This window comes from Flagellimonas aquimarina (genome assembly GCF_003149745.1).
Lineage (GTDB): Bacteria > Bacteroidota > Bacteroidia > Flavobacteriales > Flavobacteriaceae > Flagellimonas > Flagellimonas aquimarina.
Genome location: NZ_QGEG01000006.1, coordinates 76,020 through 99,476, shown reverse-complemented (window position 1 = coordinate 99,476; position 23,457 = coordinate 76,020). Strand labels below are relative to the sequence as shown.

Below are 23,457 nucleotides of genomic sequence, written 5' to 3'. Positions count from 1 at the left end.
CACAGGATAATTACGATTTTATAAAATGCTATTTCTGATTGGATAACATTACAAATCAGATAGTTCACAACAATTTATTGTAATCTAGACCCGGTCATTTTAGCTTTATTGAAAACAAACAAGGTATGTTCCAGTTCGTTACCCCTATAACGGGTGTGCGTAAAGTACTTGGGCCATTTTTATTCTTAAGCCTTATAAACATAACGCAATGTTGGGGCCAAGCACCTTCTGTTGGGAATTTGATTAAGGTCCATGAGGCAACTCAAACGGAAATCAACAGCCTTTCCAATGAGGAAGAAGGTATGCTTATCTACAACGAAGATACCAAGCAACTTAACTTTTTTGAGGGCTCTAATTGGGTTGCTCCAAGTAATACCAGTAAAACTTTGGTCCTTAATAGGGCAAACAACGGCAACAATGATCTTATTGCCAACAGGAACAACCAATATTTTAACTTTCCAATAAATGCTTCTCATGAACTTAGCAATACAGGAGGCATTTTCCAAACGGTGGGCAATGGAAGAATAAGGGTCACTCAGACCGGCACTTATCTTATGAGTGCGGCATTTTCCGTGCGGGATATGCCTTCTGGAGATACAAAATACATCATTGGCCTTTTTGTAAATGGAGCTTTAAGGGGATATCTATCAAGAGGATTTGCATCACTTCCAAACAGAGATTGGTGGGGCACATCAGGTACAATGGTCTATCCTTTAAATGCCAATGACGAAGTGCTGTTTAGATATGTGGTAAATAACAACAATAGACCCTTAGATGCCGTTTTCATTAATATTGGTATAACCCAGCTATAAAACTTTGTAGAAATAATCAGGTCTTTTGCTTCTTCTTCCGTGCGGCAGGAAACAACACATTATTTAAAATAAGCCTATACCCTGGTGATGTTGGGTGTAGTTCCAATTCAGTTTTGGGGTCACCTACACGATGCTGGTAATCTTCGGGGTCATGTCCTCCATAAAAGGTGAAAAAACCTTTGCCTTTTATTCCATGAATATAGCGCGCTTCTCCATTTATTTTGTTTTCTCCCAAGACCATTACGGCCGGTTTTACTTCGTCTCTGGTAAATGATGTTGTCTGCCCCATAAAACCTTTTACCAAAGCTGTATGATTTTGTGTCAACATGGTTGGCACAGGGTCCCACTTGGCAGAAAACTCCATAAGAGAGAAATAGTCCGACTCTTTAGGAACATTTCTTCTTTTATTTGTCATATCAATAGAAGAAAACTCGTACCGCAAAGGATTACGTTCAAGAATAAAATTGGTAAAAGCAAAAGTGTTTCCGTAATCTAGCTTGCCCTGATAATTTGCATCTGACGGGTCACCATCAAACATGGGTTCACAAATATCCACATTTTCAGCAGCTAGGGCAATATCAAAACTATCTGTGGCAGAGCACATGGCAAACATAAATCCACCCCCGATCACATAGTTTCTAATTTTTAGGGCCACTGCCCTCTTCTCTTCAGAAACTTTGGAAAATCCCAACTTCTGAGCCAATGCCTCGGCTTCAGCCTTACCTTCTATATACCAAGGTGCCGCCCTGTAGGCACCGTAGAACTTACCAAATTGTCCCGTAAAATCTTCATGGTGCAAATGCAACCAATCGTACAAAACCAATTTATCCCCAAGCACTTCCTCATCATATATGGTAACATAGGGAATTTCTGCATAGGTGAGCACCATTGTAACGGCATCATCCCATGGTAGATTTCCTTTGGGAGAATAAACAGCAATCTTTGGGGCTTTCTCTAAAATAACCGCATCTTGGTTTTGTGATGGACTACTAATATCATCTAAAATAGCATCTGCTTGTGCATCTGAAAGTACTTCAAAAGATATTCCTCTAATTTGGCATTCTTTTCTAATGATCTCTCCATCGGGCAATAGAAAAGAGCCTCCACGATAGTTTAACAACCATTGGACTTTCTGTTGTTTTGTAAGCACCCAATATGTAATGCCATAAGCTTTTAAATGATTTTCTTGACCCTCGGAATCCATAGGTATAAGAATTGCAGATCCAAAAGATTGAAAATAGAATAAAATAAAAAATATAAGGAGAAAACCTCTCGATTGTGCACGAGGCGTTAAAAAGGATGTAATTCTAAAAAGGTACGTCGTTATCATCTGGATCATCATCACTGTTCATTGCACTACCAAAAGCCTCGTTTGCACTTGGCAAATTTGGAGTTGCAAAGGGGTTTTCTTCATCCGCATTCATCTTCGATTGAAATTCGAATGGGGAATCAAAGTCATCCAAGTTATCAAATTTACCCAGTGCACCCACAAACTTTAACCTAATATTATCCAATCCACCATTACGGTGTTTTGCCACAATGAATTCTGCCTGACCTTGGGTTGGGGTACGTTCCTCATCATCCCATTCATCAATTTTGTAGTATTCAGGTCTATAAATAAATGATACAATATCCGCATCTTGTTCAATGGCACCAGATTCCCTCAAATCTGAAAGAATAGGTCGCTTGCTACCGCCCCTGGTCTCCACAGCACGTGATAACTGGGAAAGTGCAATTACAGGGACACTAAGTTCCTTGGCCAATGCCTTTAAGTTTCTTGAAATAGTAGAGATTTCTTGCTCACGGTTACCACCCTTTTGACTACCTCCTGCTGTCATCAGCTGCAAATAATCAATTACAATGAGTTTTATACCGTGTTGAGATGCCAATCTTCTCGCCTTTGCCCGTAAATCAAAAATGGACAGCGAAGGGGTATCATCAATAAACAATGGCGCCTTTTCCAGTGCCTTAACCTTTACGTTCAATTGCTCCCACTCATGCTTTTCTAATCTACCCGTTCTTAATTTTTCTGATGAAAGGCCGGTTTCTGAGGAAATCAACCTCGTTATCAATTGAACCGATGACATCTCCAAAGAGAAGAAAGCCACGGGTATTTCTGAATTAACAGCAATATTTCTGGCCATAGAAAGCGTAAGCGCCGTTTTACCCATACCAGGCCTTGCCGCTACAATGATCAAATCACTGGGCTGCCAACCAGATGTCAACTTATCCAACTTATCAAAACCTGACGGGATTCCGCTTAAACCTTCCTTGTTTGAGATTTCCTCAATTTTCTTTTTGGCCTGGATGACCAAATTCTGAGCTGTCTCTGCCGAGCGCTTTAAATTACCTTGTGTTACTTCATACAGTTTTGCTTCGGCATTGTCCAAAAGGTCAAAAACATCTTTGGAATCACTGTAAGAATCTTCAATGATTTCATTAGAAATTTTTATTAAGCTTCTTTGAATATATTTTTGCAGGATAATCCTGGCATGAAACTCAATATGGGCAGAAGAAGCCACTTTTTGAGTCAATTTTATTAGGTAAAAGTCTCCTCCCACCATCTCTAATCGTCCATCCTTCTTCAATTGCGAGGAAACGGTTAATAAATCCACTGGTTCAGAGGATTCGAACAATTTAAAGATAGCTTCATAGATATAACGATGGGCATCTTTATAAAAAACATCTGGATGTAGGATATCTATTACTTCGTCTACACCTTTCTTGTCAATCATCATAGCTCCAATCACAACTTCCTCTAAATCAACTGCTTGCGGGGGTATCTTACCCCTCTCCAAGTTAATGAGGGTTGACTTATCAACTTTATGACCAATAATTGGGCTAGGTTTGTCCATACGTGCGAAAGTAGGTAATTAACCTTTAGTTAACTTTAAATTGACTTACTGTGATGTTCACAGGTGTTCAACAAAATTAATGTTGATAACTAAGAAATTCTGTTAATAACATGAAAATGTTTGAAGAAAAATATTAACAAAAAGAGGTAACGGCTAGAAAACAGTGATTAGCCGTTAAACACGCCCATCTCCGCATATTTTTCCATACGGGTTTTTACCAAATCTTTTGGTGATAACTTTTGGAGTTCTTCAAAATGAGCCGAAATTTTGTTCTTGACGGTCTCGAAAGTTTTTTCTCTATTGGTATGTGCACCACCTAAGGGTTCACGAACAATTTCATCAACAAGCTTCTGCTTTTTCATATCCGTTGCAGTAAGTTTCAATGCGTCAGCCGCTTGTTCTTTGTACTCCCAACTTCTCCAAAGTATGGAAGAACAGGATTCTGGTGAAATTACAGAGTACCATGTATTTTCCAGCATTAGAACCTTATCGCCCACTCCTATTCCCAATGCACCTCCAGAAGCTCCTTCACCTATGATCACAACAATAATAGGTACTTTTAGGCGCGTCATTTCTAAAATATTTCGTGCGATAGCTTCTCCTTGACCTCTTTCTTCTGCTTCAATACCAGGGTAAGCACCTGGAGTATCAATAAAACAAACTACTGGAATACCAAATTTCTCGGCAGACTTCATCAAACGTAAGGCTTTTCTATAGCCTTCTGGATTGGCCATACCAAAATTTCTGTATTGCCGGGTTTTAGTATTGTATCCTTTTTGTTGACCAACGAACATATAGCTCTGGTCACCGATCTTACCCAAACCACCGATCATTGCCTTATCATCCTTTACATTTCTATCACCATGAAGCTCTAAAAATGTATCTCCACAAATAGCATTGATATAGTCCATGGTATATGGCCTGTTTGGGTGCCTAGACAGTTGTACTCTTTGCCATGCGGTCAAATTTTTATAGATATCCTTTCGGGTCTCTCCTAACTTCTTTTCAATTTGTTGACAGGTTTCACTAACATCAACATCGCTTTCTTCTCCAATGACCATACATTTTTGAAGTTGGTCTTCAAGTTCTTTAATGGGAAGTTCAAAATCTAAATATTCCATGGAAAGTTGGTTTCAGAATAATATAATGGGGACAAATATAAAACTTTAAAGGACACTCTTTGGCACTCGATTTATTAATTATTAATATGAATAAAAGTGCTTTGTAATTTATCGTTTTGCCTTTAAAAGCATGTAAACTGCAAAAGCTCCAAAAATAAGGTTTGGGATGACAACCGCTAATAGTGGCGAAAAACCTGACTGTTCTGCCAGCGTTCCAAAAACTTTATCAAAAAAGATGTAAATAAATGCTACCCCTATACCAAATGCCAAATTTAAGCCCATTCCACCTCTTCTTTTTACGGATGAAACAGCCACAGCAATAACAGTAAGCACAAATGCAGCTATTGGCAATGCCCATCTTTTGTATTTAACTAAGATATAGGCATTGATGTTAGAGGCACCTTTCTGTTTTTGGTCTTCTATAAACTCATTTAGTTCAAACAAATTCTTGGTCTCTGCAACATAAGATACGGGTGTAAGGTCTTCTATTTTAAAAGTAAAGAGCGTATCCAGTCTTCTTTTGGTCTGCATAACCTCAACATTATTACGAAGTTTTCTTTTCGCATAATTAGTTAATCTGTAAATACTATCTTTCTCTATCCATCTAATGTTAGTTGCGGAAATCTTATAGTCCAGTTTTTTGATCGAATCAAAATGTTCGTACGTAAAATTGTACCCAATCTTTCTATTTGGATCAAAACTGCTTACATAGATGTAATCATTTTCATTTAACTGATTAAAAATATTGTCAGTGACCCTGTCCTGACGCCCCTTTTTAAAATATTTATACTCAAATTCATTATATCCAATACTGGCATGTGGAACTATGAACATGCCCATCATAAAAATTAAAATGGCCACCAACGTGGCTCCTAAAAAGTAAGGTCTCAAAAAACGAGAATATGAAACTCCAGAACTTAGAATAGCAACTATCTCTGTATTGCTTGCCAACTTTGAAGTAAAAAATATAATAGAAAGGAATAGGAAAATAGGAAGCAACAGATTACCAATGACCAAAGTAAAATTCCCGTAAAATACAATGACCTCGCTTAATGGTGCTTCATTATCTATAATTTTACCCACTTTCTCGGCCAAGTTGGCCATTATCCCTATGGGAACGAAGAGCAAAAGCATTCCGATGAAGGTAACCAAATAGCGTTTTAAAATGTATCTATCAAGTATGGTAAGCATTAGAGTCTTTTGTCCATTTGTTGTACCATTTTGGTTTTCCATTCAAGAAAATCCCCCGCTAAAATACGTTCTCTAGCAGTACGCACCAACCAAAGATAAAAACCAAGGTTGTGTATTGTTGCTATTTGCTTACCTAAATATTCGTTGGCGGCAAACAAATGTCTTAAATATGCTTTGGAATATTCTGTATCTACAAAAGTGATTCCCATATCATCAATGGGAGAAAAATCGTCTTCCCACTTTTTATTTTTAATGTTGATGGTACCATGCGCGGTGAACAGCATTCCATTTCGTGCGTTGCGCGTTGGCATTACACAATCAAACATATCCACACCCAAAGCAATATTCTCAAGAATGTTTATAGGCGTGCCCACTCCCATTAAATATCTGGGTTTATCCTCTGGAAGAATATCGCATACAATTTCCGACATTTCATACATCTCTTCCGCTGGCTCCCCTACAGAGAGGCCACCTATTGCATTTCCTTCCGCACCTACTGAAGCAATATATTCTGCTGACTGTTTTCTTAAATCCTTATAGGTTGAACCCTGTACAATTGGAAAGAACGTTTGGGAATATCCATACTTATATGGAAGTTTTTCCAAATGAGAAATGCACCTTTCCAACCATCTATGAGTCATGTGCATAGAGCGTTTTGCATAATTGTAGTCACAAGGATAAGGCGTACACTCATCAAAAGCCATAATGATGTCCGCACCTATGGTTCGTTGTATTTCCATTACATTTTCAGGAGTAAAAAAATGATTGGATCCGTCAATATGAGACTTAAAATTTACTCCTTCCTCATTAATCTTTCTATTGGCAGAAAGCGAATACACCTGATATCCTCCACTATCGGTCAAAATGTTTCTATCCCAACCCATAAATTTGTGCAAACCACCAGCCTGTTCCAAGATTTTAGTACCCGGTCTTAAATATAAATGGTAGGTGTTACCTAATATGATATCTGGATTTATTTCATCTTTTAATTCGCGCTGGTGTACTCCTTTAACAGAGGCCACCGTACCCACCGGCATAAATATTGGAGTCTGAATAGTACCATGATCCGTGGTCATTTTACCGGCACGCGCCTTACTTAGATTATCTTTTTTTTCTAGGGTAAACTTCAATTGTTGCTTTTAAAAGGGCAAATATAGCCAACTCATTTCCACAAAGCCTTAACAAAAAAATAAAGTTTGTTTGCGCAAAGTGTTTCGTAAAATAATCCGCAGTTGTTTGTTTAACAAAGTGAATGCGGTTACTTTTGACACAATAAAATTAACACAATGCCAAGCACTCAAGAATTACAGAGTTTAGTGACCCAGGTCAGAAGAGACATTTTAAGAATGGTCCACAAAGTAAATTCAGGCCACCCTGGAGGTTCTTTAGGTTGTACTGAATTTTTAGTTGCACTGTACAACGAAATCATGGAGTTAAAAGATGGTTTTAATATGGATGGAAACGACGAAGATCTTTTCTTCCTTTCAAATGGTCATATATCACCCGTGTTTTACAGTGTGCTGGCAAGAAAAGGGTATTTTCCGATTGATGAACTGAATACTTTCAGGTTGATAAATTCTCGCCTGCAAGGGCATCCTACAACCCACGAAGGACTCCCAGGCGTTCGTATTGCATCTGGCTCTTTAGGCCAAGGTATGTCAGTAGCGATTGGTGCTGCTTTGGCAAAAAAGTTGAATGGTGACAATCACTTGATCTATAGTTTACATGGCGATGGAGAATTACAGGAAGGACAAAATTGGGAAGCTATAATGTATGCTGCCGGCAATAAAGTGGATAACCTTATTGCAACTGTGGATAGAAACGGACAGCAAATTGACGGAGGCACAGAAGATGTATTGCCATTGGGCGATATAGGAGAAAAGTTCAGGGTTTTTGGTTGGGACGTTCTAGAAATAGAAAATGGAAACGACTTAAATCAAGTAATTGATGGATTGAAGGAAGCAAAAAGTAGAACTGGCAAAGGAAAACCTGTGTGCATTGTCATGACAACAGAAATGGGCAATGGGGTTGATTTTATGATGCATACACATGCATGGCATGGCAAAGCACCAAGTGATGAACAATTGGAAATAGCATTAGCGCAAAACCCAGAAACTTTAGGTGATTATTAAGAGTGACCGATGATAAAAAAAGCTATTTTTTTAGTTGTATTTGTATTATTTGGAGTTACTGGTTTTTCGCAAAATTTCAATTTTTCTTTGGATTACGAGGTAAGCTATTTTCTTCCAAAATCAAATGACACCATAAATATTAAGGTAGGCAACGAAGGTCAATACCTATACACAGATTCCAAAAAAGTAGCCGAGAGTTTTAAAAGCTCATTTCGTAGGTTTGGTTCTAGGGATAAAGACGCAATGACAACCGCAAAATTATTTATAGATATGTCAACCAGCTTTATGCTGATGCAAATGACTATCGATGACAATATTATTTGGGGGCATGTTGACCTAACAACGTTTATGAATCGCGGAAGACCAATTGATGCTCCAGAGGAAATGACACTTGTAAAAAAGGCTACAACAGAAATCGTTCAAGTTAACGGTAAAGAATATAGGGTGTACGAAATTGCACCAAACAACAAACCGGATGATGTACTTTATGCCGCTTTTGATGATTCTTATGACTTGAATTACAACGAACATTTTGAAAAACTCGTTTCGGGTGCTGCTGGCGGGATGTTTAAAATTGATATTCCCAATGGTGTATTGGTGTATGCCAGAGATAAAAAAGGAAATGAAATAATTCGCCTTTTAGAAGTAAAAGAGAACCCATTAAAAGGCACTGTAGACCTAAAATTCACTTTAGAATAAAGCTATTATGACAAAATATGTAGATCAAGGAAAAAATGATACCCGAAGTGGTTACGGAGCAGGAATGACAGAGTTGGGGAGAACAAACCCAAATGTTGTTGCGTTATGTGCCGATTTGGTCGGCTCTCTTAAAATACAAACCTTCATTGATGAAAACCCAGAACGTTTCTTTCAAGTAGGAATTGCAGAGGCGAACATGATGGGGATTGCAGCCGGGCTCACTATTGGTGGAAAAATTCCATTTACAGGAACATTTGCCAATTTCTCAACAGGTCGGGTGTATGATCAAATTAGGCAATCGATAGCATATTCGGATAAAAACGTTAAAATATGTGCCTCCCATGCTGGTATAACACTGGGAGAAGATGGGGCGACCCATCAAATTTTGGAGGATATCGGTTTAATGAAAATGCTTCCTGGTATGACGGTGATCAATCCTTGTGATTTTAACCAGACCAAGGCCGCTACTTTGGCCATTGCTGAGCACCATGGGCCTGTATACCTTCGTTTTGGAAGACCAAAGGTGGCAAACTTTACCCCTGCTGATCAAAAATTTGAGATTGGAAAAGCTTTGATGCTCAACGAAGGAACCGATGTTACCATTATTGCAACAGGACATTTAGTATGGCAATCTTTGATTGCTGCTGAAACCTTAGAAAATCAAGGTATATCTGCTGAAGTAATAAATATTCATACCATCAAACCCCTTGATGATGAAGCTATTTTGACCTCAGTTAAGAAGACCGGGTGTGTTGTTACTGCAGAAGAGCATAATTATCTTGGTGGACTTGGAGAAAGTGTTTCTAGAGTATTGGCTTTGCACCATCCAACACCCCAAGAGTTTGTGGCAACGCAAGATACTTTTGGTGAAAGTGGGACTCCTGAACAGCTTATGGATAAGTATGGGCTGAACAATAAAGCCATTGAAGCTGCCGTTTTAAAAGTGTTGAAACGAAAATAATTTTTCGGTATCATCTTTGATATTCTTCAATCTATTAAAACGAAACACTTATGAAAAAAACACTTCTAGTAGCAGTGTTGACCCTTGTGGGGTCTGCTGTATTTGCACAAAGCGGCTCAGGATTTGGTATTAAGGCAGGGCTTAGTTACAACAAAAATGGAGATTTAATTGGATCAGTTGGTGATGCCGGTCAAAACATTGTCGAGGGAGCCGAGGGCAAAGCGGGTTACCATGTAGGCTTTTGGGGAAAATTGGATTTTCCAAAGATTTACCTTAGACCAGAACTGGTTTACTCTAAAACCAAAAGTACTTATGATGTTAATGGCGAATCCAGTGACTATGACATTTCAAAATTGGACCTTCCCGTTCTCTTGGGGTACAAACTCATAGGGCCCTTACATATTTTTGCCGGTCCAGCTTTTCAGTATACCCTTAAAAATGATTTGGGGGATTTGGAAGTTGAAGATGTTGAAAGTGATTTTACCGTTGGGCTTAATGCAGGTGTTGGTGTCAACCTTGGTAAAATTGGTGTTGACGTGCGCTATGAACGTGGATTTTCTGAAAATGAAGCCAATTTCATTGGAAACAATATCACAGATATATCTGGTCGAGTTGATTCAAGACCATCACAAATAATATTTGCCTTATCGGTTAAATTATAAACTTGAGGAAAAGGTTAGAAAAAAGGCCCATTTAAAATGGGCCTTTTTTATTTTTAATTACCACTTGGTGTTCGCTGAACATCTGGATTTAGATAATCTGGCACGCCTCCAGTGCTTGGATATGGAAAGATTATATCCCCATTTTCAGCGGAAATTTCATTTCTTGTAGAAACCCCATCGCCATCATCATCTGCATCTTGAAAGTTTGCAAACGAAATGTTTATTGGTTCATCATCAACATCGGTATTGTCATCATACAAGAAGCCGTTTCCATTTACGTCTTCATCAATGGAAAGAATACCATCGTCATCATGATCGGTTCTGTTCAATGTAAAAAGATCTATGGTGAAAATAAGTGGACTGTATTGGGGAATTACACCATTTACTCTAGAAAAATTTCCTAATCCAGATGGGAAGATTATCATTCCAACTCCATACTCCTCAACATCCACAGTCCCATCATCATTGGAAATAATCTCACCTCCTGTTTTAAGCATTGGTGTTCCTTCTGCAAACCCTCTAAATCCTTGTGCTAAATCCTGTAACCTAGCTAAATCAAACCAAACAGGGTTATTTAAAGAACTATCGAATGATGTTCCATTGAGCAATTTTCCTTCATAACGCACAAATACAGAATCTGCCACAGTTGGGAAAGCTCCTATCTCTGGGGTGGGCAGCATTGCATCTAGCTCTGTAAAAGTTGGCCTTGCAGAGAGGTAATAAAATTTATGGGGTATATCATTTTCTTCTTCGGTAAGCCCAAGTTCTGTTGATGAAACGGTGACAGTAGCATTCCTTACCAAATCCATTAATGGTGTTTTATCTGCATTCTCACCAGCAATGGTATCTATTTTTATTCTAAAATCAAATCCAGCAGGAGGTGCTGCAAATTCCTCATAATTGTAGAAATGAGTTTCTAAAAATTCCCTTATTTCTTCGTCGTTTTCTGGAGAAACATCTGCCAACAATCTAGGTGGGATCGTTTCAATATTTACGTCATCATCATTTTTACATGAAAAAAGTAGTATCACAAAAAACAAAGAAAGAAAAAACCCGTACTTCATCTAATATATAATTTAGCTGCGCAAGATACAATTTTCCGCTATTTTTGCTTATTTCATTAACAAAGATTTGCAGAGTTTATGCGCATTGATAAATACCTTTGGTGTATTAGATACTATAAAACCAGAAACGTTGCTGCTATTGCTGTTAAAAAGGGTCAAGTTAGAGTAAATGGGGCTGTGGTAAAGCCTTCTAGAGAAGTTTACCCCATGGATAAGCTTTTGGTTAGAAAAAATCAGATAGAATATCAGCTTACGGTACTGGATATTCCTGAAAGTAGAGTTGGAGCTAAGTTGGTAGACATTTACAGAAAAGATACCACTCCTAAGGAAGCTTTTGAGCACTCTGATCTGCTAAAATCTGCAAAAGACCATTATAGAAAAAAAGGATTGGGCAGACCCACTAAAAAAGACAGAAGAGATATTGATGAATATTTTGACGAATCTGAATGATTGGTTTATTTATCTTAGTATATTTAATTTATGGTGAACCGCATATTGACCCACGAGCAAATTAAACACACAGTAAAACGTATCTCCTATCAGATTTATGAGGCCAATGTTGATGAAAAGGAAATCATCATTGCCGGTATAGAAGGTGGAGGACTAAATTTTGCTAAAAAAATATCTGCAGTTCTTAAAAAAATCACGGAGGCCCATATTGTGTTGTGCAAAATAAACATGGACAAGAAAAATCCATTGGCCAGTGGTGTCAAGACTTCAATTTCAGAGGAAGCATACAAAAACAAATCCATTGTTCTTGTAGATGATGTTTTAAATTCTGGAACCACTCTGATCTATGGTGTTCATCATTTTCTAAAAACACCTATAAAACAGCTTAAAACAGCTGTACTGGTAAATAGAAACCATAAAAAATATCCCATTAAAGCTGATTATAAGGGTATTTCTCTCTCTACATCATTGAATGAGCACATTAGGGTCGAATTTCAATCTAAAAATGATGCAGTATACTTAGAGTAAGATCTTTTTTATTTCATCAACCAATACCTCTATTGACTTTTTATCGGCATCTACAATATGTTTGGCTTGAGCATAAAATTGCCTTCTTTCAAAAAGGTGCTTACCAACAAATTCAAGTAAGTCCCCATTATCAATATTCTTCACTAATGGTCTATCATTCTTTTCATTGCTAATCCTGTCCACTAAAGTAGAAACTGGCAGTTGCAAATAAAGAGAATGATTGGATTGTTCAAGGATTGTTTTCATATTGCCTCCATAACAAGGCGTACCACCACCTGTTGAAAGAACTACTGATTGCTTTTCGTTAAGCACCATTGACAACATCTCATGCTCTATTTTTCTGAAGTAAATCTCTCCCTTTTCCGAAAAAATAGCAGGTATGGTCTTTTGCAATTGGTTTTCAATGAACTCGTCCAAATCAATAAATTCTAGATTTAAGTCCCTGGCCAACAACCTGCCAATAGATGACTTACCACTTGCCATATAACCAACCAAAACTACTTTCATTTATTAGATTTAAAAGTGATTTTAAAAAAACACAAATTTATCATTAAATCACCTTGTAAAATAAATTAATGATATTATATTTGCAGCCGCTTAGAACAATATATAACTGTTGTATTAAGTAAGACCTGATAGCTCAGTTGGTAGAGCATCTCCCTTTTAAGGAGAGGGTCCTGGGTTCGAGCCCCAGTCAGGTCACAAATTAGTTTCTACTAATTGTTCCAAAAGTCCTAAAACCAGATGGTTTTAGGACTTTTTTGTTTTCATGGTTTCATTTGATATCAACTAATTACAACCCTTGTGGTATTCAAATCGGTTTACACTTCAGAAATTTGAAAAATGAGCACCTTAAGGCCATTAAAATCTTAAGCAATTAGGCAGTGACATATTACTTGAAATATTTATTACAGTTATATTTGGTTTTTGATTTCCTTCAGAATTTCAAAAGTTTGGTTGAAGAAAGGGGCGAAATATTACTATAAAACCAAACCAAAATCAGGGAGAATCATACGTTTCATTAATCCGAAAAACTACAGATATTCTTTCAAAAATCTCCAAATGATTGATTTACTACAAAAAATAACGCTATTCAACTTTTTACTTTTTACGGGACTGATATGGTACCACAGAAAAAAGTTGGATGCTGCCATTTTGGTGTTCTCATTTTTTCTTTTAGGGAAGGGAATTACTTTAATGAGCAATTTGTTATTGGATGGTTCTTTTTTTTCAGGAAACAGGTTTGCTTATACCACAGGGATTTTATTAAATTCTTTTCTGTTTTTCTATGCGCCCTTTTTGTATTGGTTTACTTTGAATATTGTAAAATCGGCGGTTACAATTAAAAAATTCAGTATTCATTTTGTACCATTTTTCATTTTTGCTCTACTGAATATCGGGGTAGTAATGTTTTTGGTAATGGGGAACCAAGGTCCTGAGTTTAAAAATTTCTTATGGTTTAGGAATGCCTTTGAAATGTTATATTTCTTCCAAGTAGTGGCATACACTGGCATTTCTTTTTGGACCGTTTATAAAGCAGAATCAAAGAGTATAGGCTTTGACAAAATGTTGGAATGGTTAAAGCAGGTTCTTTTAATATTCATTGCGATTTGGTTTTTGTTTTTGACAAGCTCAATATTCCAAAGTAATGCAATGGTTTCCGATACGCTCACTGCCATTGGTGTTTTATTTCTCTTGATATTATCGAATGTCACCGTTTTCTTGATGCTGGGAAGCCCCGAGGTTTTTTATAACAACTTGTCCGTCAGATTGAAAAAAGAACCTAACATGGGAGTGATCAATAAAGAGAATTATGATAAGCTTTGTGATCTGGTCATTAGCGAGCAACTTTATAAAAATGCAGATTTGAAGATAGGCAACCTATCAGAAGCTTTGAATCAATCCCCGCGAAATGTTTCTGCTTTGATCAACAATTTTTACAACGGCAATTTCTATGACTTCATAAATTACTATAGGATAGAAGAAGCAAAGTCACTTTTAAAAAATGATGAAGGGGACATGACCATTTTAACAATACTCTATGAATCCGGATTTAATAATAAATCCGTTTTCAATGCGGTTTTCAAAAAAATGGTCGGAGAAACGCCCTCTTCCTTTCGAAAAAACCATATGGCTAAACTTTACGGTTAATCCCTTTTCCAACCTTTATCTCCAATACTTGCTGTTAAAGTCTCTTAAAAGTAGGTACTAATTTTTGCATTTACTGTTATTCGGACGACTTGATACCATTAAACAGGTAGGTTTGCTTCATAATAAAAGCTACTAAAAACACATGTTATGAATCATATATCGCCCATTTGGATATTCCTTTTTATTTCGATTGTAGGGTTACACTCCAATCATGCTCAAACCTTAAAAAGAAAAGGACTTTTAGGCATTATGATGCAAACATTAAATGACAGCATCGTTACGCAGAATAACTTAAAGGTCAGCTCGGGTGTGTATATCTCCACAGTAATGCCCAATTCAACTTTTTCAAATTTGGGTGTCAAGCAGGGCAATGTGCTTACAAAACTAAATGGTAGGTCTGTTAATACCATTCAAGAGGTATTGGGCATTACCGGACAATTACACGAAGGAGATATTATTGAAGTAGAATACTATTCGGGCAACAAAAGGCAAAACAAGTCCACCTCGTTATTGGGGAGGCCAATAGAAACTTTTGAAAATGCCAATGTTTCTTATGATGAAGTAGTCTATGAAGGTAATGTTTTAAGAAGCATTTTGGTGACCCCGAAGCATAAGACCAAACCACCAGTAATATATTTTTTACAAGGTTATACCTGTGGTTCCGTAGAAACAGTATCTAATGATAACCCAATGAAAAAATTAATGCTCGACTGGGTAAATGCTGGTTTTGCCATCTACCGAATTGAAAAACCAGGGGTTGGCGATAGTAAGAGTGAAAAGGACTGTTCGCAAATAAGTTTTGAGGAAGAATTTAAGGCGTTTAAAGAAGGGTATAATGATTTATTGAAAAAATCAGCAATAGATACAGACAACATTTTCATGTTCGGGCACTCTATGGGAGGGGTCATTGCGCCACTTTTAAACCATATAAAATTACCTCAAGGTGTCATTACCTATGGAACTGTTGGAAAAAACTGGTATGATTATATGATTGATCTCTATACCATCCAACCCAAGCATTTTGGAGTTACCGATGCACAAATCAAAGAAGACAATAAAATCAATCTAAAATTCAATGACGATTTGTTGGTCCGTAAGTTATCTGGAAAGGAAATGTCAGAGAAAAAAGAATACGCATCACAATTTAATCTGGAAGACTTTAAAAGAGGTCAATACATAGGTCGCGATTTCAAATTTTGGCAAGGATTAGTAGATGTAGACATCCCACAAGCTTGGTCTAGAACGAAAACCAACGTTTTAGCCATGCACGGCGAGTTTGACATTCAGGCAATTAATGAAAAGGGAGCACAGAAAATTGCTGATTTGGTCAATAAAAATGGTGGAAAAGGAACTTTTGTCCTAATAGAAAATGCTGACCACGGGTTTATAAATTTTAATTCCATGCAACATAATGTTGAGACCCTTGCTCGTGGAAATATGGGATTGTATGCCAGAGACAACTACAATACCGAAATAGCTAAAGAAACCATTGACTGGATAAAAAGAAATCTAAAATCTTAAGCAAAAATGAAGTCAAAGTTCTTGGCAGCTCTAAGCATGCTTGCTTTTTCAATTGCGGGCGTATCCCAAGAGATGGATCTAAACCTGACCAATACACAATGGCAAGAAGATCTGGAGTTTTTAAAAAAAAGGGTGGAGAGCACGGTTCCATTTTATAAAAATGAGAAAAAAGAAGCTTTTTTAAAAAGCTACAAAGGGTTGATATCATCTTCAAATAATCTTGATGGAATGCAGGTGGCGATTGGCATACAGCGATTATTGAATACGCTTAATGATGAAGGGTGCAATCTACCTTTCTTTCAAACCAGACTTAACATGCAGGTTCTTCCGCTAAAAACGTATTGGTTCGATGATGGTCTATATATTTTGGATGCCAGTTCAACATACGGAGCATTCATTGGGGAAAAAATCGTGAAAATCAATGGAGTAAAGGTGGAAGATGTGTTTCATAGATTTATACCGCATTTAAATGCCGATAACGATTATTATAGAAAATACCTGTTTCAAGCCTACGGTTTAATGCCATCCCTTTTAAAGAGCACAGGTTTAAGTGCCGACTTGGATAAAATAAATTTGGAGTTCGCCTCGGGAAAAAAGACAACTGTAAAAAGTGAGGCAATAAGCGAGTACGCAAAGTTACGGCGAGGGTTGCCAAATGATGGGGTCTTTGACATGACCAACTCGGACCATCAAAATGAAAATTATTGGTCCGAATTTGTTCCAAATTCCAAAACTCTTTTTGTGCAGATCCAGAAAGTGGTAAACCATGAGAATGGAGATTCCTTTTCCAAATTTGTGGATAAGATCGAAACCTTAATTTCCGGAGGGAAGGTAAACAGGTTGATTATAGACTTACGCTATGGAGGAGGGGGCAATGGATTTAAACTTAAATCACTGACAGATTTGCTTCGGGATTCCGAATCCATAAATAAAAAAGGAAACCTATTTGTCTTGACAAGTAGTGCCACCCGCGGCACCTTGGTGGAACTTGCATCGATACTTTCTCTTAATACCAAAGCAATCGTTGTTGGGCAACCCACTGCCGAAGGTGCAAACACAGTAGGTGATACAAAGTATATAACATTGCCCAATTCAGGGCTAAGAGTGTCTCTCACACTTACCTTATGGTCAACCAGTTGGAACCAAGACACAGATACTTTTTTAAAACCAGATTTAAATGTGGCCTACTCCTATGAAGACAAGGCCAATAATAGGGATCCATGGATTAACGTCGTTATGAACTACAATCAACAATCACTACCAAAACCTATCTCAGGAGCATTGTTTGAACAATTAAGAGGTACCTATAAGGTAAATGGCAGAAGAATAAATCTTGAATACAACAATGGAAAATTGTCCTTAACAATGTCCAGAAAAATGAAAAGTTTTTTTGAAATCCAAACTGAGCTGTACTTCCATTCAGAAGGAGTTCTTTCAACGGATATTGATGATGTATTTCTTCATTATAGCACAAATCCATCCAATGGAGCATTCCCAAATACTTTAAAATGGAAGGGTCTTAGTTTAATCATAGACTAAATAAAACAACATTAATGTTAATGAAAACCAATCCTTCGCTAATTCTTATGTTCATTTTTCAATTCTATGCTACTAATACTTTGGCCCAAGAAGTTTCCACTAGGGAAGACTTTAGATATCATATAAAAAAAGCTGGAACAGTCATTAAAATTGATGGGGTTGAAGGTGAAAACGAATGGAATAATACACAGTTGATAGATACACTTTACAATCATAACCCAACTGACACTGGAGTTTCAAAGAACCCATCAAATATTCGATTAGCTTTCGATGATCAGAATCTCTACATATTTGCCAAAAATTTTGATCAGGGCGAACGGATCATTCAATCATTACAAAGAGATTCGGATAATTCGCAATGGGGAAGTGATTCGTTTACCATAGCCATGGACCCAATAAATAAGAAGCAAAGTGGAATCATTATTGGAATAAATGCCGGAGGAGCGGAGTTGGATGGTAATCTATTGGTAGAACCTTCCCGCACAACCTATTCCGATGTCTGGGATGAACGCTGGTTCTCATCAACAAAACAATACGACAATTATTGGCTGACCGAAATTGCGATTCCTTTTACAAGTTTGAGGTACAACAAGGATAACTTGAAATGGGGAATCAACTTTATTAGAGGAGATAAAGTTGAAGGCTACTATACCACATGGACTACCCCCTTCCCCATTAATTTTAATGGGATCGATGTCAATTATATGGGGACATTGGTATGGCCCGAGATTCCAGTAGTTAAAAACAAGATTGCATTTGTAAAACCCTATACAACACTGTCATCATTAAAAGACAATCAAGCTGAGAATACCGATGTCGACACCAAAATAGATGCTGGTGTCGATATAAAAATGGCCATAACTAAATCATTGAATGCCGATGTAACACTGAATCCTGATTTTTCCAATGCCGATATAGATCAGGAAGTCACAAACATCACACGTTTTGATATTTCATTCCCAGAACAGCGTGAGTTTTTTGTTGAAAATGCAGATATATTTTCGGGTTTTGGAAGCTATTCAATCTTTCCATTTTTCTCAAGAAGAGTCGGGTTGAACACACCAATAACCTATGGTGCCAGGGTCACAGGTAATGTTACCGATGATCTGCGAATAGGGGCAATGAATGTACAGACTAAAAAGGATGAAGGGTTAGATGCCCAGAACAATACCATTGTTGCGTTCAACCATAAAGTTTTAAATAGGTCACAGCTAAAAGGATTGTTTGTAAACAGGCAAGAAACTGGCAATGACACCATTAATGACTATGCACGAAACTACGGGGCAGAGTTTACTTATATCTCAAAAAAAGGAAACTTCAACAACAGCATAAAGTATCATAGGTCAATTACAGATGAAAACACTGAAGGCTCATATTTTGGAATAGACGGGCACTATGCGACCAGAAGGATTAGAACTGGTTTAACTGTGGATGTAATGGATGAAGATTATCAAGCAGAATTGGGATTTACACCTCGGTTGTTTAACTATAATGCAGACAGCCAATCTGTAGTTAGAAAAGGTTATATTTTTGCCAATCCGTACGTTACCTATAAGTTCTTTCCCAAAAAAGAATCAAGCAAACTTAACTTTCAGGGATTCAGGTTTAACCATAATTTCTACTTAAATTCTGATGGAACTCTAAATGACAGGGATAACAATTTGGCATATGACATTTTCTTCAGGAACACCTCGGAGTTTACACTTTTGGGTACCAACAGAGAAGTGAATCTGCAGTTTGCCACAAATTTTCTTGGTCCAGAATTTGATAATCTGCCTATTGGGAATTATAATTTTACAAGTGGAACCGTTCAATACAATTCAGATGGCCGTAAGCAATTTACATATCAAACCTCTGCAACTTATGGTGAGTTTTTTAACGGAAACATAACTACTTTAAGTGCTTCTGCAAATTTGCGGTTTGGGTATTGGGGAAATTTCAATTTGTCCTATAATTACAATGATATTTATTTGCCCGAAAACTATGGTACCCTTGACCTGCATTTGTTCCGGTTTCGTGGCTTGATCAGTTTTAGCAACAAACTATTCTTCAACAATACGGTTCAATACAATACGCAGAGCGAAAATTTCAGTGTTTTTTCAAGGCTCCAGTGGCGGTATTCTCCTTTATCAGACATTTTCTTGATCTATAACCAGAACAATGACACCAATGGTTTCAATGTAAAGAACCAGTCTATCATTCTAAAATTAACTCACAGATTTGCAGTATAACAAGGCTATGACTAGATTCATTATTACAACATGGGCACTCTTTTTAATTAGCATCTCCTGCTGTTCGGCCCAGATAGATTCCGTACTAGTTTGCGATGTGAAATTCAAGAACAAAAAATTTGACAATCCACATGCGGGTAGTGCATTTTTACTGAGATATGGAGGTAAGGTGTATGCTTGTACTGCTAAGCATGTGCTGTTTTTTGCAAAGACTGATAGCATGAAGACCATAAGTTTAGGCGATGAGCTAAAATCTTGGGAGTTTGTTTCAAAAAAGAATGAAAAGAACAAAGTTCTTGCTGGCAAACTAATCAACGAAAATACAAACGAAGCCATAACAATGCCTCCCAAAGCCGATTGGTTGGTCTTTGACATTAAAGGAGATATCCCAAAAGACATTATTACCTATACTTTGAGAGAGAAACCTTTAAGAGAGGGAGAAAAAGTTCGCTTCTTAGGCTACCCCTACAATACTGCAGAACCAGTAAATGTGGTTGGATCATTTATAGGCTTTACCCAGGAAGGCAATTTAAGTCTAGATATTCCCAAAGGAACATATGGTGGATGCAGTGGCGGGCCGGTTTTAGATGCAAAAGGCAAGTTGGTGGGGTTGGTATCCATGGGGTATTTCAACCAAAAGGAAAACAAAATGGTTTTTGAACCTTCCTCCACCAAACATTTTCAATCAATTATCAACGAATAAATTTTAAAACACACAGATAAAAATGAGAACACCAGTATTTATTTTGTTAATAGCATTTATGTCGCAGAACCTTACTGCACAATTTCACACCTTGAACATGCCACAAGGAAGCCCCAGGGTACAAGAGACCCAAAGGTTGGGCATAACAGAGATCACATTGGATTATGGAAGCCCTGCATTGCGAAATAGAGATGTTTGGAATGATGTGGTACCACAAGGAGGAGATCCCATTGCATGGCGTGCAGGAGCCAATATGGCCACTACCATTGAATTTTCCACAGATGTACGAATTGAAGGAGAGCCTTTAAAAGCTGGCAAATATGGATTCCATATCATTCCTGAAAACGATACATATACATTGCTTTTTGCACATAATTTTGACCAATGGGGGAGTTATTATTTGGATACTGAAAAAGATATTACGCTGAAGGTGACCGTGAATCCTGAACCCTGCGCCATTTCTGAACGATTGGATTTTGAATTTTTAAACAGGACTGAAAACTCCCTGGTCATTGGGTTAGAGTGGGGAGAGAAAAGAATACCTTTTAAAATTGAGGTTGACCTCAACAAAACTGTAGTAGAGAGTTTGCGGAGTGAACTCAGGGGAATCAACACGTACCATTGGCAGGCATGGAATGATGCCGCTAGATGGTGCCTTGACCACAACACCAATATAGAACAGGCCTACGAATGGGTAAACCGCTCTATTAACGGAGGCTACAATGGTTTTGCGGCGCATAGAGATATTAGGAACCTAGTGACCAAAATCAATTTAATTGCCAAACTGGGTAAAACAGGAGACTTGCAACCAACCATCGATGAAGCACAAAGTTTGGTCATACAAGATTGGGAAGCAAATTATTTGACCCAGACTTTGTTACGTGATGGCTTTTACGAGCAAGGTTTAAAATTGACCAATCAGAATCTTAAAACTTTTCCAAAAGCATGGTTTTTGCATTTGAACAAAGGTTTGGGGCATTACTTTCTTGGGGATAAGAAAAAGGCATTAAGTGGTGCAAACAAGGCCTTGACGTTGGCACCTGTACCCAGAAAATCTCGTATTAAGGAAATTATTTCTGAAATCAACGCAGGAAACTATCAGTTTCCACAATAAACCAATCTTAACTTCTACCTAATTCAAACTCGAATGAAAAATATGAATAAGAAATCGTTTCTGACATTCTCCATTTTACTCATAGTGGGTCTAGGGTCAAATATCTGGGGCCAATCAGAAAAGAGCACAAATACTGCTAATAATCCGTTGAATCAATTTTTATCCAACGCCGGTTACGTTGAACTGAAAATGCACAAATTGCCATCAGGGCATCTACATTTAGTGGGCATTTTAAATGGCATCCAAGTAAACTTCTTATTGGACACGGGAGCAAGTGGAACGGTAATCGATGAAAAAAACAAGGATAAATTTAAAATGGAATCACAGGAATCTGACCGACTAGCCGCTGGGGCAGGCGGGGGTAGTATGCAAATGCAAATATCAGAGAACAACAATCTGATACTGGGAGCATTACATATCAACGATAAGGATTTAATGATGATGAATTTGGACCATGTGAACCAAGCCTTTGAAAGACTTGGGCTTGAACCAGTCGATGGGGTCATTGGGGCTGATATATTAACAGATTATAAGGCCATTATCGATTATGTTAACCTCTCGCTATATGTAAAAAGTTAACGAATCTATTGGGGATAAAATGTTTGCTCTAAAGTGGAGCAGCTTCTTAGGTTTTTTTTGATGATGGGTTGCACAAATACTGCTGATGTAATTCCGCGGTATGCAACCTCCCCAATTCTCGTAAAACTTTGTAAAGGAAGAATGCCTTTGTGTTCAGAGCAAAATAAAAAAAATGAAAAAAAAGGTCTTAATGTTATTCGTTATCAATTTATTGCTTTCATCTTGTTCTGAGACACAGGTAAAGCCTGTTGTTTTCGAGTCTCAATTAGAAGCAACAGCCACTCCAAAATTGTTTATGCCAGGAATGGTTACAAAAAGGGGATTAAGGCATTTTGGTTCATCTTTCAGTGGAGATGGTTCTAAATTGGTGTATACAATAAGTGATGGAAAAAAACCTTCAAAAGTAGTTGTCCAAAACTTTATCAATGGAAAATTCTCTAATCCACTTGAGATTATAAATGACACTTTACATTCATTTGCCGATGCTAGTGTATCCTTGGATGGCAACACAGTGACCTTAACAAGTACCTTGCCCCAAAATGGAGGACTGGACGATAATTCAAAAAATGGCATTTGGCAATTTAACAAAAGTCCCTATGGGTGGGGCGCACCAAAGTTTATAGAATTAAAAATGGATTATGATGGTGGTTTTGGATACCCAACAACAACTGCCAATAAAGATTTATACTTTGCTTATATCCCAGCTGATGGATCAAGAAACATGGACATTTTCTATGCTAAATTCAACAAAGGCAATTATGATAAACCTGTAAAACTATCATCGCACATTAATACAGATAAATTTGAAGGAGATCCATTTATTGATAGTCATGAACGTTTTCTAATTTTTGCAGGTTTTGGTGAGGAAAATAACTATGGTAAAAGTGACCTGTATATCTCATTTAGGACCCAAAATGGGTGGTCCAATGCCATTAATCTTGGTGAGAACATAAATTCTCATGGTTTTGATGGTAGTCCATATGTAACTTCAGATGACAAGTATTTAATCTTTACAAGTAGCAGACATCCAGATAATCCCGGGCAGGAGGAATTTTTTAATGTTTTTTACGTGTCTTTTGAACTTGAGAAGTATGAAGCTCTTATAGTTGAATAAAAAAATATGCAAAAGAAGCTGTTAATCTTG

22 protein-coding genes and 1 tRNA gene are annotated in these 23,457 nt (G+C 37.4%); 16 read left to right on the top strand and 7 right to left on the bottom strand.

Annotated features, from left to right (window positions below; translation table 11 throughout):
* Positions 1–125: 125 nt before the first annotated feature.
* On the top strand, positions 126–812 hold the full coding sequence (locus tag DKG77_RS16610) for a hypothetical protein (protein WP_109665699.1): 687 nt from the start codon (positions 126–128) through the stop codon (positions 810–812).
* Positions 813–828: 16 nt separating this feature from the next.
* Here DKG77_RS16610 and DKG77_RS16605 read toward each other — a convergent pair whose 3' ends face one another.
* The 5 genes from DKG77_RS16605 to tgt all read right to left on the bottom strand — a co-directional run bounded on the left by DKG77_RS16605 (position 829) and on the right by tgt (position 7,109).
* Positions 829–2,016: an asparagine synthetase B gene (locus DKG77_RS16605; protein ID WP_243414952.1), complete on the bottom strand. Its 1,188-nt coding sequence runs from the start codon at positions 2,014–2,016 to the stop codon at positions 829–831.
* Positions 2,017–2,119: 103 nt separating this feature from the next.
* Positions 2,120–3,667, bottom strand: coding sequence for a replicative DNA helicase (dnaB, locus tag DKG77_RS16600; RefSeq protein WP_109665695.1), 1,548 nt, complete (start codon positions 3,665–3,667; stop codon positions 2,120–2,122).
* A 167-nt stretch (positions 3,668–3,834) separates the two neighbouring features.
* Positions 3,835–4,788: an acetyl-CoA carboxylase carboxyltransferase subunit alpha gene (locus DKG77_RS16595; protein WP_109665694.1), complete on the bottom strand. Its 954-nt coding sequence runs from the start codon at positions 4,786–4,788 to the stop codon at positions 3,835–3,837.
* Between the two features lie 108 nt (positions 4,789–4,896).
* Positions 4,897–5,979, bottom strand: a complete 1,083-nt coding sequence (locus tag DKG77_RS16590) for an LptF/LptG family permease (protein WP_109665733.1) — start codon at positions 5,977–5,979, stop codon at positions 4,897–4,899.
* Positions 5,979–7,109: a tRNA guanosine(34) transglycosylase Tgt gene (tgt, locus tag DKG77_RS16585; RefSeq protein WP_109665692.1), complete on the bottom strand. Its 1,131-nt coding sequence runs from the start codon at positions 7,107–7,109 to the stop codon at positions 5,979–5,981. Before tgt ends, DKG77_RS16590 begins: the two co-directional genes overlap by 1 nt.
* Positions 7,110–7,265: 156 nt before the next feature.
* Here tgt and DKG77_RS16580 point away from each other — a divergent pair, with 156 nt between their 5' ends.
* From DKG77_RS16580 to DKG77_RS16565, 4 genes are read left to right on the top strand one after another with little or no spacing between them, the layout of a single operon-like run.
* A complete protein-coding gene (locus tag DKG77_RS16580) occupies positions 7,266–8,111 on the top strand; it encodes a transketolase (protein WP_109665690.1) in 846 nt (281 codons plus the stop codon).
* 9 nt (positions 8,112–8,120) lie between these two features.
* A complete protein-coding gene (locus DKG77_RS16575; protein WP_109665688.1) occupies positions 8,121–8,810 on the top strand; it encodes a hypothetical protein in 690 nt (229 codons plus the stop codon).
* 7 nt (positions 8,811–8,817) lie between these two features.
* Positions 8,818–9,771, top strand: a complete 954-nt coding sequence (locus DKG77_RS16570; protein ID WP_109665685.1) for a transketolase family protein — start codon at positions 8,818–8,820, stop codon at positions 9,769–9,771.
* Between the two features lie 50 nt (positions 9,772–9,821).
* Positions 9,822–10,433 carry an outer membrane beta-barrel protein gene (locus DKG77_RS16565; RefSeq protein WP_109665684.1) on the top strand — a complete coding sequence of 204 codons (612 nt, stop codon included), beginning with the start codon at positions 9,822–9,824 and terminating at the stop codon, positions 10,431–10,433.
* A 53-nt stretch (positions 10,434–10,486) separates the two neighbouring features.
* Here DKG77_RS16565 and DKG77_RS16560 read toward each other — a convergent pair whose 3' ends face one another.
* On the bottom strand, positions 10,487–11,497 hold the full coding sequence (locus tag DKG77_RS16560) for an FKBP-type peptidyl-prolyl cis-trans isomerase (protein WP_109665681.1): 1,011 nt from the start codon (positions 11,495–11,497) through the stop codon (positions 10,487–10,489).
* Between the two features lie 78 nt (positions 11,498–11,575).
* Here DKG77_RS16560 and DKG77_RS16555 point away from each other — a divergent pair, with 78 nt between their 5' ends.
* Positions 11,576–11,947 (top strand): RNA-binding S4 domain-containing protein, encoded by a 372-nt coding sequence (locus tag DKG77_RS16555; RefSeq protein ID WP_109665678.1) that lies wholly within the window; start codon positions 11,576–11,578, stop codon positions 11,945–11,947.
* A 30-nt stretch (positions 11,948–11,977) separates the two neighbouring features.
* On the top strand, positions 11,978–12,475 hold the full coding sequence (locus DKG77_RS16550; protein WP_109665676.1) for a phosphoribosyltransferase family protein: 498 nt from the start codon (positions 11,978–11,980) through the stop codon (positions 12,473–12,475).
* On the opposite strand, the gene DKG77_RS16545 is transcribed toward DKG77_RS16550, so the two are convergent.
* Complete coding sequence (locus tag DKG77_RS16545) at positions 12,467–12,982, bottom strand: shikimate kinase (RefSeq protein WP_109665673.1); 516 nt, start codon at positions 12,980–12,982, stop codon at positions 12,467–12,469. The two genes, DKG77_RS16550 and DKG77_RS16545, sit on opposite strands and share 9 nt — an antisense overlap.
* Before the next feature lie 122 nt (positions 12,983–13,104).
* Between DKG77_RS16545 and DKG77_RS16540 the strand changes: the two genes are divergently transcribed.
* The 9 genes from DKG77_RS16540 (at position 13,105) to DKG77_RS16500 (ending at position 23,427) form a co-directional block, all read left to right on the top strand.
* Positions 13,105–13,177 (top strand) — tRNA-Lys (locus DKG77_RS16540).
* A gap of 774 nt (positions 13,178–13,951) precedes the next feature.
* A complete protein-coding gene (locus tag DKG77_RS17290; protein WP_417935480.1) occupies positions 13,952–14,626 on the top strand; it encodes a helix-turn-helix domain-containing protein in 675 nt (224 codons plus the stop codon).
* 147 nt (positions 14,627–14,773) lie between these two features.
* A complete protein-coding gene (locus DKG77_RS16530) occupies positions 14,774–16,147 on the top strand; it encodes a serine aminopeptidase domain-containing protein (protein WP_109665669.1) in 1,374 nt (457 codons plus the stop codon).
* Positions 16,148–16,153: 6 nt separating this feature from the next.
* Positions 16,154–17,686 carry a S41 family peptidase gene (locus DKG77_RS16525; RefSeq protein WP_109665666.1) on the top strand — a complete coding sequence of 511 codons (1,533 nt, stop codon included), beginning with the start codon at positions 16,154–16,156 and terminating at the stop codon, positions 17,684–17,686.
* A 20-nt stretch (positions 17,687–17,706) separates the two neighbouring features.
* Entirely contained in the window at positions 17,707–19,917 is a 2,211-nt protein-coding gene (locus tag DKG77_RS16520; RefSeq protein WP_165819414.1) for a DUF5916 domain-containing protein, read from the top strand.
* Between the two features lie 7 nt (positions 19,918–19,924).
* Positions 19,925–20,620 carry a S1 family peptidase gene (locus DKG77_RS16515; protein WP_109665661.1) on the top strand — a complete coding sequence of 232 codons (696 nt, stop codon included), beginning with the start codon at positions 19,925–19,927 and terminating at the stop codon, positions 20,618–20,620.
* A 22-nt stretch (positions 20,621–20,642) separates the two neighbouring features.
* Positions 20,643–21,734, top strand: coding sequence for a DUF2911 domain-containing protein (locus tag DKG77_RS16510; protein WP_109665659.1), 1,092 nt, complete (start codon positions 20,643–20,645; stop codon positions 21,732–21,734).
* A gap of 42 nt (positions 21,735–21,776) precedes the next feature.
* Complete coding sequence (locus DKG77_RS16505) at positions 21,777–22,313, top strand: retropepsin-like aspartic protease (RefSeq protein WP_165819413.1); 537 nt, start codon at positions 21,777–21,779, stop codon at positions 22,311–22,313.
* Positions 22,314–22,485: 172 nt separating this feature from the next.
* Positions 22,486–23,427 carry a PD40 domain-containing protein gene (locus tag DKG77_RS16500; RefSeq protein ID WP_109665654.1) on the top strand — a complete coding sequence of 314 codons (942 nt, stop codon included), beginning with the start codon at positions 22,486–22,488 and terminating at the stop codon, positions 23,425–23,427.
* The last annotated feature ends 30 nt before the right edge of the window (positions 23,428–23,457 follow it).

Excerpts from the sequence above, each read along its gene's own strand:
- DKG77_RS16610 (WP_109665699.1), top strand. The coding sequence starts at position 126 with ATGTTCCAGTTCGTTACCCCTATAACGGGTGTGCGTAAAGTACTTGGG.
- DKG77_RS16605 (WP_243414952.1), bottom strand. The coding sequence starts at position 2,016 with ATGGATTCCGAGGGTCAAGAAAATCATTTAAAAGCTTATGGCATTACA.
- dnaB (WP_109665695.1), bottom strand. The coding sequence starts at position 3,667 with ATGGACAAACCTAGCCCAATTATTGGTCATAAAGTTGATAAGTCAACC.
- DKG77_RS16595 (WP_109665694.1), bottom strand. The coding sequence starts at position 4,788 with ATGGAATATTTAGATTTTGAACTTCCCATTAAAGAACTTGAAGACCAA.
- DKG77_RS16590 (WP_109665733.1), bottom strand. The coding sequence starts at position 5,979 with ATGCTTACCATACTTGATAGATACATTTTAAAACGCTATTTGGTTACC.
- DKG77_RS16580 (WP_109665690.1), top strand. The coding sequence starts at position 7,266 with ATGCCAAGCACTCAAGAATTACAGAGTTTAGTGACCCAGGTCAGAAGA.
- DKG77_RS16575 (WP_109665688.1), top strand. The coding sequence starts at position 8,121 with ATGATAAAAAAAGCTATTTTTTTAGTTGTATTTGTATTATTTGGAGTT.
- DKG77_RS16570 (WP_109665685.1), top strand. The coding sequence starts at position 8,818 with ATGACAAAATATGTAGATCAAGGAAAAAATGATACCCGAAGTGGTTAC.
- DKG77_RS16565 (WP_109665684.1), top strand. The coding sequence starts at position 9,822 with ATGAAAAAAACACTTCTAGTAGCAGTGTTGACCCTTGTGGGGTCTGCT.
- DKG77_RS16560 (WP_109665681.1), bottom strand. The coding sequence starts at position 11,497 with ATGAAGTACGGGTTTTTTCTTTCTTTGTTTTTTGTGATACTACTTTTT.
- DKG77_RS16555 (WP_109665678.1), top strand. The coding sequence starts at position 11,576 with ATGCGCATTGATAAATACCTTTGGTGTATTAGATACTATAAAACCAGA.
- DKG77_RS16550 (WP_109665676.1), top strand. The coding sequence starts at position 11,978 with ATGGTGAACCGCATATTGACCCACGAGCAAATTAAACACACAGTAAAA.
- DKG77_RS16545 (WP_109665673.1), bottom strand. The coding sequence starts at position 12,982 with ATGAAAGTAGTTTTGGTTGGTTATATGGCAAGTGGTAAGTCATCTATT.
- DKG77_RS17290 (WP_417935480.1), top strand. The coding sequence starts at position 13,952 with ATGTTATATTTCTTCCAAGTAGTGGCATACACTGGCATTTCTTTTTGG.
- DKG77_RS16530 (WP_109665669.1), top strand. The coding sequence starts at position 14,774 with ATGAATCATATATCGCCCATTTGGATATTCCTTTTTATTTCGATTGTA.
- DKG77_RS16525 (WP_109665666.1), top strand. The coding sequence starts at position 16,154 with ATGAAGTCAAAGTTCTTGGCAGCTCTAAGCATGCTTGCTTTTTCAATT.
- DKG77_RS16520 (WP_165819414.1), top strand. The coding sequence starts at position 17,707 with ATGAAAACCAATCCTTCGCTAATTCTTATGTTCATTTTTCAATTCTAT.
- DKG77_RS16515 (WP_109665661.1), top strand. The coding sequence starts at position 19,925 with ATGACTAGATTCATTATTACAACATGGGCACTCTTTTTAATTAGCATC.
- DKG77_RS16510 (WP_109665659.1), top strand. The coding sequence starts at position 20,643 with ATGAGAACACCAGTATTTATTTTGTTAATAGCATTTATGTCGCAGAAC.
- DKG77_RS16505 (WP_165819413.1), top strand. The coding sequence starts at position 21,777 with ATGAATAAGAAATCGTTTCTGACATTCTCCATTTTACTCATAGTGGGT.
- DKG77_RS16500 (WP_109665654.1), top strand. The coding sequence starts at position 22,486 with ATGAAAAAAAAGGTCTTAATGTTATTCGTTATCAATTTATTGCTTTCA.